Genomic DNA, 14776 nt, shown 5'->3' on the forward strand with positions numbered 1-14776 from the left:
CGCCGGAGCACGCTATAGCAGCAGGTCGATATTTACCAGTCAGCACTAGCTGTAGCCAAGTATTTCCATCCATCTCCACCACATTAGGTGGAGTACCCCGCCGATGATTCACTCCAGACAGAGCTTGCACCGCTCCTACCCACGGAATTCTTATTTCTACTGCTCGCCCTGGATGCAGCGCAGCAAAATATTGCAGAGAATAACGCACAGCCAGCTGCATTTCTTCCTGGCTCAGCACACCTCCCTGCAAATATTTTTGCAAACACTGCTGCGCTGCTTTCGCATCCAGTTTAGGCGACATTGATTTTGAAGATTTTTAGCGCTTTAGATGATACCTTGCTCTAACATAGCATCTGCTACAATCTTAAATCCGGCTACATTCGCTCCCACTAGGTAATCATAAGGACGACCCATCTTATCCGCCGTTTCGAGGCAGGTAGTATGAATATCTTCCATGATTCGATCCAGGCAATTATTCACTTTATCGAATTCCCAGTGCTGCAACATTGCATTTTGCTGCATCTCCAGAGCCGAAGTGGCTACACCTCCCGCATTGGCTGCCTTCGAAGGCGCATAGAGTAAATTAGCCCGCTGGGCAATCTCAATTGCTCCAGGGGTGAGCGGCATATTTGCTCCCTCTACCACTATCTGAGCGCCGTTGGCGATAAGAGTACGCATATCCGAAGAACGCAATTCATTCTGCGTAGCACAAGGCATAATTACTTCTCCCGGCACGTCCCAGACTTTCTTTCCCGGGCGATACTCGGCGTGCGGGCGCCGTTGTGCATATTCAGATACTCTTCCGCGCTCTACTTCTTTCACCTGCTTCAAAAGCTCTAAATCGATGCCGTCTGGATCGTATACTGCTCCGGAAGAATCCGAAATCGTCAGCGCCTGTGCCCCGAGTAGCTGTGCCCGCTCTATTGCGTAGATAGCCACGTTACCGGAGCCGGAGACTATTACTTTCTTGCCGGCGAGGTCTTCGTTACGCTCCTGCAGCATAGAAAGAGCAAAAGCGACTACTCCGTAGCCCGTAGCTTCCTTTCGCGCCAAGGAGCCACCCCAGCCGAGGCCTTTTCCAGTGAGCACACCCATCTCATTGCGATTTGTGAGGCGCTTGTACTGCCCATATAGATAACCGATCTCACGCGCCCCGACCCCAATATCACCGGCAGGCACGTCGCAGTCGGCACCAATATGCCGAGAAAGCTCCGTCATAAAAGCCTGGCAAAAGCGCATTACTTCCATATCTGATTTACCGTGCGGATCGAAATCGGAGCCACCTTTGCCGCCCCCGATTCCCTGCCGCGTAAGTGCATTTTTAAAAGTCTGTTCAAAGCCTAAGAACTTAATAATAGAAAGATTCACCGACGGATGGAAACGCAGTCCCCCTTTATAGGGCCCTAAAACGGAGCTAAATTGCACACGGTAGCCCCGATTTATATGTATCTTGTGTTCATCGTCTTCCCACGCTACGCGGAACATGAGCTGACGCTCTGGCTCCACCATCCGCGCCAAGATACTAGCATCTGCGTAATCTTTCTCGCGTAGCAACAGCGGCTCCACGCTGTCAATCACTTCCCGCACTGCTTGTTGAAACTCCGGCTCGGTGGGGTTTCTCCGTACAGATTCTTGATAAATTTCCTCTAAGCGTGCGTCCATATTACTTTCTCCAGTCCGGTAACGTATAAAGCCAGATAATTCCGGAATTAAACTGTTTACTATTGGAATTACTTTACTAATCGTAAGGCATAAAAAGTCCAGAACGGTACTTATGAAAAATAGTGAGATGCGTTATACGCTGATTCGCTAATTGGCAGTTACACTTTCATTATCAGTGAAAGCTGCCAAAACACCGCCCTGTACCCACACAAAAATGTGGTCAATTACCTCATCACGGCTGAGTTGCGCCACGTAATAATCAGAGACGGAAAGTTCAAAATTTGGGTAGTCTTGCGGGCGTTCTAATACCCGACGCGAGAAAAGCCAAGCTTCTGCTACGTTGCGAATCATCGATACCAGCGCTACCGAACCAATATGCCCGCGCACCAGCAAAGAAATTTGCTCGGAATTTAAGTTATTGTCGAGAGAATCAGCTTTCTTCCCTACGTCGATATTATGTGCATCGAGAGCGGTGCGCAGAATTATCTCATCGAAATCCAGCATTTTTGTGCTGCCAGGTTCCCCCTCTAAATCCCCAATTCGCACGAAAATATAGAGATCTAGGTTGTTTTCCATAAAGTCTAAATATTCTTCGATAGCAGCCTTTATCATCTGGGCTGGATCTTCATAGCGCAACATCGCCTCTTTAATCTGCTGCACTAAGTTCCCTACCACATAGCTTCCTACCGCATATTGCAGGCTCAATTTATCCGGGAAATAACGGTACAGTATCGACTTAGAAGTTTTAGCGTATTCAGCTATCTGATCCATAGAGACCTGGTAACTATATTTCCGCACCGCCTCGCACGTAATCTCAATAAATCTAAGAGTGCGCTCTTCGCGATGCTTTACCCAACGTAAAGCACGCCCATCGACTTTATCGGTCTCCCCGTTTAGTGCCTCCATGCACTCTCCATATCTAATAGGGATTCTAAGATATCTACAAATTGATATGCAGTACCTTCTAGAAGCTATAGCTATAGTTTAATAAGAAAAAGCAAATATTTGAAATCTGCACCCCTCTTAATGGTATTTTGTGCAAATTCCCTCTGTTAATTTTGTAAAAAATCTTCCTATCAATTTTTTGCGCAAATTTCCGCAGTAGCTATTTTTCCAATCCGGATTTTCCGGTGAGTATTTTCGCCACTTGTAAATACTTTTCTTGAATATCCTTAGCCACCGCTGCAGGCAAGGGCGGCGGGGCCGTGCTTTGAAAAGACCACCCTCCGGCGTCGTTCATTAACCAATCACGAATAATTTGTTTATCAAAGGAAGGCTGCGGGCGGCCTGGCTGGTAATCATCTACCAACCAATACCGGGAAGAATCCGGAGTGAGCACTTCATCTCCCAGTATTACCTGCTCCTCCCCTTGATCTATCGAAGCACCAAATTCAAATTTCGTATCTGCCAGAATAACTCCGCGAGAAAGGGCAATTTTATGGGCTTGGTTGTAGAGCTGCAGCGAATAATCCCGCACCCTTTCCACCAATTCAGCTCCCATTAATTCACTCATAGTAGCCGGAGTAATATCTACGTCATGCCGGCCATCTAGGGCCTTTGTAGAAGGGCAAAAAATCGGAGTAGGCAATTGCTCAGCTTCTTTTATACCAGATGGAATACGCTGGCCAGCTACCGCACCGCTCTCTTTATATTCGCGATAATACTGCCCGGTAAGATAGCCTCGCACGGTACATTCAAAACGATACATCCACAACCGTTGCACCACCATCGCCCGATTCGCTATTTCGGTCGGCGGAAGAATTTGTAAGAGATGGTGCGGCACTTGCCCGTCAATCTGGCTAAACCACCACCGGCTTAAATGCGTAAGCACGATACCTTTATTTTTAATTAATGAGGGGAGCACATAACCATAGGCACTAATGCGATCAGAAGCCACTACCAACAGAGTTTCCATACCGAAAGGCTTACTAAATCCCGCCGGCACATAGAGATCGCGCACTTTCCCGGAATAAATCCTCGTCCAGCCCGGTATATTCGCCATACTCGCTGCGGTGATCATGAAAATCTCCTCTCACCCTGCCTGTAATAAAATTCTAATCAGAAATAACCAGGCTTTCTAGAGCCGACCACCTAAAAGCGGAAAATTCTCAATCAGTTTTATCCAACCTGTAAAACGAGGGGCGGGGCACCTCTCGGTACCCCGCCCTCTACAATAATTTTAACTACACGCGACTTTAGCAGTGATTACGCGCAGTTAAAGTGAAAACAAAATTTTCCGTTTAGTTCTTGGCAGCTGCAATCCGCTCTTTCAGATTATTCAGCTCTTCTACTAAAGCTGCTGGCAGCTTATCGCCAAACTTCTGGAAGTATTCTGCAGTGTCTTCTGCTTCAGCTTCCCAAGCTTCCGGATCAACCGTGTACATAACTTCCCAATCAGCTTCGGAAACTCCTGCACCTTCCAGATTGAAATCTTCACGCTTCGGATAGAGACCCGTCAGGCCTTCTACTGCTTCTACTTCACCAGTGGCCCGGCGGACAATCCAGTCCAGTACGCGCGAATTATCGCCGTAGCCCGGCCACAGGAACTTGCCTTCTGCATTCTTGCGGAACCAGTTCACCTGATAAATCTTCGGGAACTTATCGCCCAGTTTCTCTTGCATCTCGAGCCAGTGACCCCAGTAATCGGCCATATTGTAGCCACAGAAGGGGAGCATAGCGAAGGGATCGTGACGCAGAGCGCCGGCCTTGACGTCCAGCGCAGCGGCAGTCACTTCGGAAGACACATTAGCGCCAATAAATACGCCGTGTGCCGGAGTGTACTGCTCAGCTACCAACGGTACGTTGGTGGCGCGGCGGCCGCCAAAGAGAATGGCGTCAATCGGTACACCTTCCGGAGCTTCCCAATCGGGGCAAATAATCGGGCACTGAGCGGCCGGCGTGGTAAAGCGCGAATTCGGGTGGGCGGCCTTCTTGCCAGCTTCCGAATCAGCCTTGGTAAAATCATTACCCTGCCAATCGATGAGGTGCTCTGGTTGTTCGCCGTCGATACCTTCCCACCACACATCGCCGTCATCGGTGAGTGCCACATTGGTGAAGATGGTGTTGGAACGCATGGTATCCATAGCCATCGGGTTCGTATCATAAGAAGTACCGGGGGCTACACCGAAGAAGCCAGCTTCTGGGTTGATGGCGCGCAAACGGCCGTCTTTACCAGGACGCATCCAGGCGATATCGTCGCCAATGGTCTCTACCTTATAGCCATCAATGGTCGGCTGTAGCATAGCGAGGTTGGTCTTTCCACAGGCAGAGGGGAAAGCAGCGGTTACGTGATACTGCTTGCCAGTCTGCTCATTGGTCAGACGCAGGATGAGCATGTGCTCTGCCATCCAGCCATCCCGCCGAGCCATCGTAGAAGCAATACGCAGAGCGTAGCACTTCTTGCCGAGGAGGGCGTTCCCGCCGTAGCCGGAACCGAAGGACCAAATTTCATTGGTTTCAGGGAAGTGCGTAATGTACTTGGTGTCGTTGCACGGCCAAGCCACATCTTCCCGAGTTTCACCAGCTGCATCAACCAGCGGATAACCTACGGAGTGTACAGCCGGCACCCAGGGCTTACCTTCGCCAATCAGCTTCAGAGCAGCTGCACCCATCCGGGTCATAATACGCATATTTACTACTACGTAGGGAGAATCGGTGAGCTCGATGCCCAGCTGGGAAATCGGTCCACCCAAGGGGCCCATGGAGAACGGAATCACGTACATGGTACGGCCACGCATAGCGCCGCGGAATACGCCCTTTTCACCGATGAGCGTTTCTTTCATTTCCTTAGGATCAGCCCAGTGATTGGTCGGGCCAGCATCTTCTTCCTTTTCGGAGCAAATAAAGGTACGAGATTCTACTCGTGCTACGTCCGAAGGCAGAGAGCGCGCTAAGAACGAATTGGGGCGCTTCTCCGGATTAAGACGCGTAAACATACCGCTTTCCACCATTTTATCGGTTAAGCGCGTCCATTCTTCGTCAGATCCATCTACCCATTCGATGCAATCTGGAAGTGTAATATTTGCAACCTCGGTCACCCACTTTACAAGCTCTTCAGTGGCCGCTGCCGGTGCACTCTTTTGCACCTCTTCGACAGTATAGGTCTTATCAGTCATTGCATTTCCTCCTATAAATTGGTAATGCGCTTGCTAGTTTTTGCACTCCCTGATGCAGTACAAAATCTCCAGCATGGGTACCATATTCCCATTCCCTTCTATTCTCACACTACCGCACTTTTATTTCTGCCTCTGTGGAGTAATTTCCCTCATAAAGAACAAAATTATCTTTCCAAAAAGGCGATTAATTAGACTTTTTTAGGATAAAGAGCCTTGACAAATCCGAAAGATTAAAACTAAAACAAAATCCTACTTTTATTAGCCTGCTCCATCGATGATTTAGCTGGGCCATCCAAAGGAATCAAAATTGTGACAGAAAAAAGAGTTCTCTTCTGACCGCTGCGATTAATGGAATTCAGCAGCCACTACTTATCTAACAGTGGAGTGCGCACTATTGTCTGCTCGCGCTCCGGCCCTACGCCAATAGAAGAAATATGGCAAGCGGAGAGCTCCTCTAGAGCCTGCACATAAGCCTGCGCGGTCGCCGGTAACTCAGCGAAAGTGCGGCATTGTGAAATATCTTCCTGCCAACCTGGGAAATACTCATATATAGGCTGTGCATGATGCATATCCGATTGCGAATCAGGCATTTGTGCTACCCGTTTCCCGTCAATCTCATAGGCCACACAGACCGGAATTTTCTCCAGGCCACTCAGCACGTCCAGTTTCGTGAGCACGATATCGGTAAGCGAATTGACCATCGTCGCATAGCGCGCTACTACGGAATCGTACCAGCCACAGCGGCGCGGCCGTCCAGTAGTCACCCCGTACTCTCCGCCTTGCTCACGCAGCCAATCTCCTTCTTCTCCGAGCAACTCCGTGGGGAAAGGCCCTTCTCCTACGCGGGTAATATACGCTTTGGCCACTCCAATTACTTTATCGATGCGTCGGGGTCCTACTCCGCTGCCGGTACAAGCTCCCGCTGCGGTACAGGAGGAAGAAGTCACGAAAGGATAAGTACCGTGATCTATATCGAGCATCACTGCTTGCCCCGCCTCAAATACCACCGTCTTTCCGGCGTCCAAGGCTTGATTGAGCTCCACAGTCGTATTCATTACTAGTGGGCGCACCCGCGGAGCATAAGCGAGCAACTCTTCAGTAATCTCTGCTACCGAGAATTTTTCTTCCTCGTTCAGCAGCAGATTTTTCTGTGCCAATACTCCCTCCACTTTTTGCCGCAAAATAGAAGGATCGAATAAATCTTGAATACGCAATCCGATTCTATTCATCTTATCGGCATAGGTAGGGCCAATTCCGCGCCCCGTAGTGCCGATTTTCCGCTTCCCGAGCAAACGTTCATTTACCGCATCCATCTGCCGATTGTAGGAGGGAATAATGTGCGCATTAGAAGAAATCCGCAGCTTAGAAGTATCGATACCACGTGATTCTAAATCGGCGATTTCGGAAAAAAGTACTTCTAAATCTACTACTACGCCATTGCCAATCACCGGTATACAGCCGGGAGTGAGAATTCCTGCTGGCAGTAGATGCAGTGCAAATTTTTCCCCGTCCACTACGACGGTGTGCCCCGCATTATTACCGCCATTAAATTTCACTACATAATCTACTTCTGTACCGAGCTGATCGGAGGCCTTACCTTTGCCTTCATCACCCCACTGAGCACCGACAATCACTAATGCAGGCATTTGCCCTATCCTTTATATATTCCCTATTTGACCACCGGAAATATATAGCACAAATCCAGCGTCAAACGCATTTTACCGCTATAGTCTAGCATCTCCCTTTACACAGTAAATACCGTCCGCCATATGAGAGAAAATAACCCTAAATCGGAACACATCTTGAGACGAAAAAATCATCTGTACAGAAACTGTAGCGAGCGGAAAAATACAGCGGGGCGAGCCAGCTACTGCTGACTCGCCCCGCCGAATTACCTAATAATTTATAGGCCCAGATTACTTCATCTTGGTGCCTACCGAGCCCAAACGCTCACAGGCTTCCACTACCCGCGCGGCCATGCCGGCTTCTGCCGCCTTGCCCCAGCTCCGCGGATCGTAAAGCTTCTTATTTCCTACTTCGTGCTCTATCTTCAGCACTCCGTCGTAGTTGCGGAACATATGATCAACTACTGGGCGGGTGAAGGCGTACTGCGTATCGGTATCGATGTTCATCTTGATGACGCCGTTACGCACCGCAGTGGCGATTTCTTCGGCAGTGGAGCCAGAGCCACCGTGCATTACCAAATCGAAAGGACGATCGCCCACATTGAACTTGGCACCCACTGCCTCCTGGATTTCTCCGAGCAGCTCGGGGCGCAGCTTCACGGCACCGGGCTTGTACACTCCGTGCACATTACCGAAGGTAAGAGCCGTAATATAGCGACCCTTCTCTCCTAATCCCAGCGCTTCAACCGTCTTGATGCCATCTTCGGCAGTGGTGTACAGCTTCTCGTTAATTTCTGCCTTTACACCGTCTTCTTCGCCGCCGACTACGCCAATCTCAATTTCGAGAATGGTGTTGGCAGCTTGCGAAAGCTCTAGTAACTCCTGCGCAATCTCCAGATTTTCTTTCAAAGGCACTGCCGAGCCATCCCACATATGCGACTGGAAGAAAGGCAAACGACCTGCTTTTACTTCTTCGGCTTCCAGCTCCAGCAAGGGGCGAACCCAGGAATCAATGTTCTGCTTCGCACAGTGATCAGTATGCAAAGCTACCGTCACTGGATAGTTCTTCGCTACTTCCCGCGCATAAGCGACCATAGCCAAAGATCCGGCTACCCGATCTTTAATGGTAGAACCGGCCCAGTATTCGGCACCTCCTACCGAAACCTGAATAATGCCATCGGATTCCGCCTCTGCAAAACCCTGCAGAGCAGCGGTTAAGGTCTGCGAGGACGTTATATTAATAGCCGGGTAAGCGAACTTATTTTCCTTTGCCCGGTCGAGCATTTCTGAATACACTTCAGGGGTTGCGATTGCCACGGTACAAACTCCTTTTATTTATAGATAACCTAGCCTCTTAATTATCTCACTAAAGTTCCTTTTGCTCCACACCAATGAAAAAAGAAATTTTGCAGAAATTACAAAACACCCCCGCCCGCCCCACACAATTTTCAGATTCTTAAAAATCAGAAAGCAGAAACGGCTATATATAGCCATTTTACAGAAATAAAAAAGTAAAAATTTTGCAAGAATGTAAACTATTTACAATTTTACTGTCAAGGTAGAGAAAATATGATTGACTTTTAAGTAAGTACCGGACCGCAATGTTGCGGATACGGGCAAAGATACGGGTTCAATTCTGAATCTAATGCCGTAAGGAGAGCAGAAAAGCAGAAGACGGCTACCGTCTATTCTGACTACTGAAATCCGCAGGGCATATACTAAGGAGGAAAAATGTCGAGAATCAAGCGGTTTACTGGGCTAGCTCTTACCGCTGCACTCGCCGTAGCCGGTCTAGCCGCCTGCGGTGGAGATGAAAAGGCAGATAGCGCTGGCTCCGTTTACTATCTGAATTTCAAGCCGGAACAAGAGGAAGCTTGGAAGAAGATAGCTAAGGCCTATACAGACGAAACTGGAGTAAAGGTAAAGATTGTAACTGCCGCCTCCGGTCAGTACGAAAAAACTTTAAAGACGGAAATCGAAAAAGCAGATGCTCCGACCATTTTCAATATTAATGGTCCGGTAGGATTGAAGAATTGGAAGAATTACACTCTCGATTTGGCCGATTCGGAAATCTACAAGCAGCTCAGCGATCCAAATATGGCTGTGAAAGATGGCGACGGAGTATATGGTATCCCCTTCGTAGTAGAGGGATACGGCATCATCTACAATGACGCTATTTTGCAGAAGTACTTCGCCATGAGCGGAGCAAAAGCGAAGTCAGTGGCCGAAATCAACAACTTTGCGAAGCTGAAGGAAGTAGCCGAAGATATACAGGCGAAGAAAGCAGCGCTCGGAATTGACGGCGCTTTCGCTTCCACTTCTTTTGCTCCGGGTGAAGATTGGCGCTGGCAAACCCATTTGGCCAACTACCCCGTCTACTACGAACTCAAAGATAAGAACGTAGCCGATTCCGATAAGTTGGAATTCACCTACGGAGATAACTACAAGAACATTCTCGATCTTTACGTGAAGAACTCCACGGTAGCACCGGAGCAGGCAACTGCGAAGACCGTCACCGACTCCATGGCTGAATTCGCCCTTGGCAAGGCAGCTTTCGTGCAGAACGGAAACTGGGGATGGAGCCAGATTGCGGAAGTAACAGGCAACACCGTGAAGGAAAGCGATGTACACTTTATGCCGATTTACACGGGCGTAAAGGGCGAAGAGAAGACGAGCATTGCCGTAGGTACCGAGAACTTCCTCGCGGTAAATGCCAAGACCTCCGAAGCCAACCAGAAGGCCTCGCTGGACTTCATCAACTGGGTATTCACCTCTGAAAAGGGCAAGAAAATGGTAGTAGACGACCTCAAGTTCATTGCTCCTTTCAAGTCCTTCGGTAAAGACGAAGTACCGAATGATCCGCTTGGCAAAGAAGTTAAAGCGGCAGTAGACAACCCCGATTTGCAGACCATTAACTGGGTATTCCCGATCTTCCCCTCGCAGGATTTCAAAGATGGTCTCGGCCAGCAACTCGCTCAGTACATTTCCGGCAAGAACAGCTGGGATAACGTCAAGAAGTATTTCGTTGACGAGTGGGCAGCTGCAAAAGCAGGCAAGTAAACTGCGCAAATAAGGTTTTTCCTTATGTAAATAATGGCGGTGGCGCAGCTGAAATTTAGCTGCGCCACCGCGCATAACTAAACAAACTACTTAAAGAAATAACCGCTTCCACCTTCTTAGGAAATGCGATGACGAAAACTTTAAAGAAATATATGCCCGTATTTACTGGGCCTACGCTAATTGCCTTTATTATTGCTTTTCTAGCTCCCTTTGTGATCGGTCTCTACCTCTCCTTTACGGAATTCACCACTATCTCGAATGCCAAGTGGGTGGGACTGGAAAACTACATGCAGGTATTCACCGCTCGCCAGGGCTTCATCGGAGCTCTCCTCTTTACTGCTCTCGTTTCGGGAGTGTCCATTATCAGCGTCAATATCGGAGCTTTCTTCCTCGCTTATCTATTGACGCGCAAACTACCCGGTACCAATTTTTTCCGTACCATCTTCTTCATGCCCAACCTAATCGGCGGCATCGTACTGGGGTACACCTGGCAAGTAATGCTTAATTCCATTCTTTCCCGCTGGAATATGACGCTCCTATTAGACTGGCGGCTCGGCTTCTGCGGAATGGTAATGCTCATCAACTGGCAGTTAATGGGCTACATGATGATTATCTACATTGCCGGTCTCCAGAATGTGCCACCGGAGCTAATAGAAGCAGCCAAAATAGACGGAGTGAATAAGCGGCAGATGCTGCGCAATGTAACTTTGCCGATGATTGCCCCTTCTATTACTATCTGCCTCTTTCTCACCTTGGCAAATACCTTCAAGATTTACGATCAAAACCTCGCTCTCACTGCCGGTAACCCCTTAGGTAAGACGGAAATGGCAGCGCTGAATATCGTAAAGACTATGTATGACGCCTTCGGGCAGGAAGGTATAGGACAAGCAAAAGCCGTTATGTTCTTCCTAATTGTGGGGCTGATTGCTTTCATACAGTTAAGCTATACCCGGGCAAAGGAGATTGATCAATGAGCACCTTAGTGAAGCAAGAAGCTGCCGCTACGGATACAGCGGCAAATGTGGAAGCTAATCATCTCCCCCTCGGGCGGAAGATTGGCCGTGGGACGCTTATAGCATTTCTCCTAGTGCTAGCAGCGGTATTCTTAATCCCCATTATCTTCATATTCTTAAACTCTTTTAAGGGAAAGTTTTTTATCGCCGATAGTCCCTTCTCGGTACCGCTGGGCGATACTTTCGTGGGGATTGCCAACTACCAAACCGGCCTAGAATTATCTGGATTCGCCTATGCGATTGGCTGGTCTTTCTTCATCACAATTTTCTCAGTCGTAGCGATTGTATTCTTCACCGCTATGACTGCCTACTACATCACCCGAGTGAAAACTTGGTGGACGAGCGCGCTCTACTACATGTTTGCATTCTCAATGATCGTACCTTTCCAGATGGTGATGTTCCCGACTGTGAAGCTAGCCGATATGCTTTCACTGAATTCACCTTGGGGCATGATTGTGCTCTATCTCGGATTCGGCGCCGGGCTGGCGGTATTCCTCTACTCGGGATTCGTGAAGTCGATTCCACTGGAGATCGAAGAAGCAGCTCTGATTGACGGTTGCTCTCCTCTGCAAAACTACTTCCGGGTAGTGATGCCGATTCTTAAGCCCACTGCTATCACCGTAGCTATTTTGCAAGCGATGTGGGTGTGGAACGACTACCTGCTCCCCTATCTGGTAATCGGCGTCTCTACCAAGTACAAGACAATCCCCGTAGTGATTCAAATGCTGGTGGGATCTAACGGTAACCGCGATATGGGAGCCCTTATGGCCATGTTGGTGCTGGCCATCTTCCCAATTATTATCTTCTACCTCTTCTCTCAGAAATATATTATCGAGGGAGTAGCCGCCGGTGCGGTGAAGGGTTAAAGATAACCAATATTTCTGCTATTGATTAGAAAGAAGCGGAGGCGGGAAAATTTTTCCACCTCCGCTCTTTCATTAGCACTTATGACTAGAAGAAAAGTAAACTGCAGCTATGGCCGGACTTCTCTCTCCTGATTCGCGTTTCTATCAAAGCTGGGCAAGCGCCGCCGATTTAGTAATCCTCAATTTGCTTATGATTCTGGGGAGTTTACCTCTTTTCACCGCCGGGGCTGCTTTCACTGCCACCACCCGTATCACTGCTGAAATGGTGCGAGAAGAAGAAACCTATGTGTGGAAGAGCTGGTGGCGAGCTTTCCGGGAAAATTTCCGCCTCGCCACCTTGGTGTGGGTGCCCGCCTTGGCACTACTGAGCGGATTCTGGCTAGAAGAACGCTGGATATCCACCATGCACAGCCCCGTACTAGTAAGTGTATTTTTAGCTTTTATTCTGTTGGGGGTAGCTCTGATAGGTGCCTTTTTACTCTGGTATTTTCCCCTTATCTGCCACTTTGAAAACAATTTAACTACCCACGCAGCAAATGCCGTACGCCTGGCGCTCGGCTATCTTCCCCGCACTCTGCTCTGCTTGGTATTAATTTCTCTCCCCGCGCTATTGGCGCTACTACTGCCGCAGATGCTAAATGCAATCGGAATTTTTATGGTGGCAATCGGCGGAGCTTTTATTTCCTATCTAATTGCCCTAATACAAAAACCAGTACTAGCTCGGCTAAGCTAATAAGTAAGAAATACCCGATAAAGGAAACCCGGTGGAAAAAAACTGCTTAGAATCAACTGCCGCGCCCGATTTTGACGTAGTAATCGTCGGAGCGGGGGTAGCTGGATGCGTAGCCGCTATTGAATTAGCGAAGCAAGATTATTCGGTAGCACTAATAGAGCGCGGAGAGATACCTGGCTCGAAGAATCTTTCGGGGGGAATTTTTTATACCCGGGTAATGGAAGAAGTAATTCCCGATTTTCTCCATACCGCTCCCTTGGAACGCGCTATTACTACTAATAATCTCTCTTTTCTCAATAAAGAATCAGCGGTGACTATCTCTTATCAAGATACCCGCCTGCAAGATCCCGTAAACGCAGTGAGCGTGCTGCGCGCCAAATTAGATCCTTGGCTAGCGGAACAAGCAGAAGAAGCTGGGGTGCTGGTAATGCCGGGCGTAAAAGTAGATGAACTGCTTATAGAAGAGGGGCAGATTTTCGGTATCCGCGCTGGTGAGGAGGAAGTGCGCGCCCATATTACTATATTGGCCGACGGAGTAAATTCTTTCTTAGCCACTGCCGCGGGAATCCGCAGCAAAGCTCCTAATTCTGCGCTCGCCTTAGGAATAAAAAGCGTGATTGAAATCGGGAAGAAGACTATCGAAGAGCGTTTTCACCTAGATGGCACCGCAACTACCCCTGGACTACCTAACGGCGCAGCTTTTTCTTTCCTCGGCGATGCCACCTGCGGCGGAGCGGGAGGCGGTTTCCTCTATACAAATAAAGAGTCCCTTTCGCTAGGGGTAGTACTTCGACTAGATGATTTAGTGAAAAAAGAGCTCTCCGCTCCCGATATCCACGATTATTTCTTCAATCATCCCGCCTTAGCTCCCTATATTAAAGACGGAAAAATTTTGGAGTACGGCTGCCATTTAACGATTGAAGATGCCCCCTGCCTCACCGCACAGAAACTTTATGCCCCCGGGTTGCTCATTATTGGCGATGCGGCAGGATTTACCCTAAATACGGGAATAGCTATTCGCGGCATGGATTTAGCTGCCGAATCTGCTCGCTGCGCCGCGCAGGCTGCCCATACTGCTTTAGTTAAGGAAGATTTTTCGGCGGATTCTCTCCGCTCTTACCAAAACTTTATTAACGAATCTTGGCTCGGAAAAGACCTCGCCACCTATCGGAGAGCACCGCAATTTTTGGAAAATGAACGCCTCTACCGCGACTACGGCAAATTCCTCGGAGATACCTTTTTTGATCTGTATTCTCTGAATCTGCAGCCCCACCGTCCGTTGCGCCAAATAGTGCTGAACAATCTGCAAAAATCCGAAATTAAAATAACTACGCTTATAAAAGATGCTTTCCGCGCCGGGCGAGCACTCTGAGAGGCAGGAGGAAAAGTGCGGAAACAATTGGCATATACCCAGTTTGAACTGGATGAAAACACTCATATAAAAATAACTAAAGAGCTGGCCACGGATAAAGAAAGTAGCACAGCTCTTATCCGCTGCTGCCCAGCTGGAGTGTACAAAATCGATAAAGACGGAGAATTAACTGCCGACTATGCCGGCTGTCTCGAATGCGGCACTTGCCTCCAAATAGCTCCCGCCGGCACTTTATATTGGCACTATCCCAGCGGCGGCTACGGAGTAAATTACCGGCAAGGCTGAGTAAAAAGACTGAGTAAAGTTGTAGATTGCTTTGGGTTGGTATTT

Annotated in this window: 13 protein-coding genes; 6 read left to right on the top strand and 7 right to left on the bottom strand. The window is 48.7% G+C overall.

Annotated elements, in window-relative coordinates:
* The 7 genes from Q0X35_RS00720 to fbaA all read right to left on the bottom strand — a co-directional run.
* Positions 1–301, bottom strand: a 301-nt coding sequence (locus Q0X35_RS00720) for a sterol carrier family protein (protein WP_297564429.1), incomplete at its 3' end; no start/stop codon positions are given.
* 23 nt (positions 302–324) lie between these two features.
* The gene (gdhA, locus tag Q0X35_RS00725; RefSeq protein ID WP_297564430.1) at positions 325–1662 is read right to left on the bottom strand and encodes an NADP-specific glutamate dehydrogenase; all 1338 of its coding nucleotides are present in this window, start codon (positions 1660–1662) and stop codon (positions 325–327) included.
* A 147-nt stretch (positions 1663–1809) separates the two neighbouring features.
* Positions 1810–2568: a TetR/AcrR family transcriptional regulator gene (locus tag Q0X35_RS00730; protein ID WP_297564431.1), complete on the bottom strand. Its 759-nt coding sequence runs from the start codon at positions 2566–2568 to the stop codon at positions 1810–1812.
* Between the two features lie 199 nt (positions 2569–2767).
* Positions 2768–3682 carry a phosphoribosylaminoimidazolesuccinocarboxamide synthase gene (locus Q0X35_RS00735; protein WP_297564433.1) on the bottom strand — a complete coding sequence of 305 codons (915 nt, stop codon included), beginning with the start codon at positions 3680–3682 and terminating at the stop codon, positions 2768–2770.
* Positions 3683–3902: 220 nt separating this feature from the next.
* On the bottom strand, positions 3903–5777 hold the full coding sequence (locus tag Q0X35_RS00740) for a phosphoenolpyruvate carboxykinase (GTP) (RefSeq protein ID WP_297564435.1): 1875 nt from the start codon (positions 5775–5777) through the stop codon (positions 3903–3905).
* A 365-nt stretch (positions 5778–6142) separates the two neighbouring features.
* Entirely contained in the window at positions 6143–7423 is a 1281-nt protein-coding gene (locus Q0X35_RS00745; protein WP_297564437.1) for an adenylosuccinate synthase, read from the bottom strand.
* A gap of 270 nt (positions 7424–7693) precedes the next feature.
* Positions 7694–8719, bottom strand: a complete 1026-nt coding sequence (gene fbaA / locus Q0X35_RS00750) for a class II fructose-bisphosphate aldolase (RefSeq protein ID WP_297564439.1) — start codon at positions 8717–8719, stop codon at positions 7694–7696.
* 414 nt (positions 8720–9133) lie between these two features.
* Between fbaA and Q0X35_RS00755 the strand changes: the two genes are divergently transcribed.
* The 6 genes from Q0X35_RS00755 (at position 9134) to Q0X35_RS00780 (ending at position 14731) form a co-directional block, all read left to right on the top strand.
* Positions 9134–10462 carry an ABC transporter substrate-binding protein gene (locus Q0X35_RS00755; protein ID WP_297564441.1) on the top strand — a complete coding sequence of 443 codons (1329 nt, stop codon included), beginning with the start codon at positions 9134–9136 and terminating at the stop codon, positions 10460–10462.
* Between the two features lie 128 nt (positions 10463–10590).
* A complete protein-coding gene (locus Q0X35_RS00760) occupies positions 10591–11436 on the top strand; it encodes a carbohydrate ABC transporter permease (RefSeq protein ID WP_297564442.1) in 846 nt (281 codons plus the stop codon).
* A complete protein-coding gene (locus Q0X35_RS00765; protein ID WP_297564443.1) occupies positions 11433–12341 on the top strand; it encodes a carbohydrate ABC transporter permease in 909 nt (302 codons plus the stop codon). The genes Q0X35_RS00760 and Q0X35_RS00765 overlap by 4 nt, the downstream gene beginning before the upstream one ends.
* Positions 12342–12450: 109 nt before the next feature.
* Positions 12451–13074 (top strand): DUF624 domain-containing protein, encoded by a 624-nt coding sequence (locus Q0X35_RS00770; protein ID WP_297564444.1) that lies wholly within the window; start codon positions 12451–12453, stop codon positions 13072–13074.
* 31 nt (positions 13075–13105) lie between these two features.
* Positions 13106–14446: an FAD-dependent oxidoreductase gene (locus tag Q0X35_RS00775; protein WP_297564446.1), complete on the top strand. Its 1341-nt coding sequence runs from the start codon at positions 13106–13108 to the stop codon at positions 14444–14446.
* A gap of 15 nt (positions 14447–14461) precedes the next feature.
* On the top strand, positions 14462–14731 hold the full coding sequence (locus Q0X35_RS00780) for a ferredoxin family protein (RefSeq protein ID WP_297564448.1): 270 nt from the start codon (positions 14462–14464) through the stop codon (positions 14729–14731).
* Positions 14732–14776: the final 45 nt, after the last annotated feature.

It is taken from the genome of uncultured Arcanobacterium sp. (genome assembly GCF_947253055.1).
Lineage (GTDB): Bacteria > Actinomycetota > Actinomycetes > Actinomycetales > Actinomycetaceae > Arcanobacterium_A.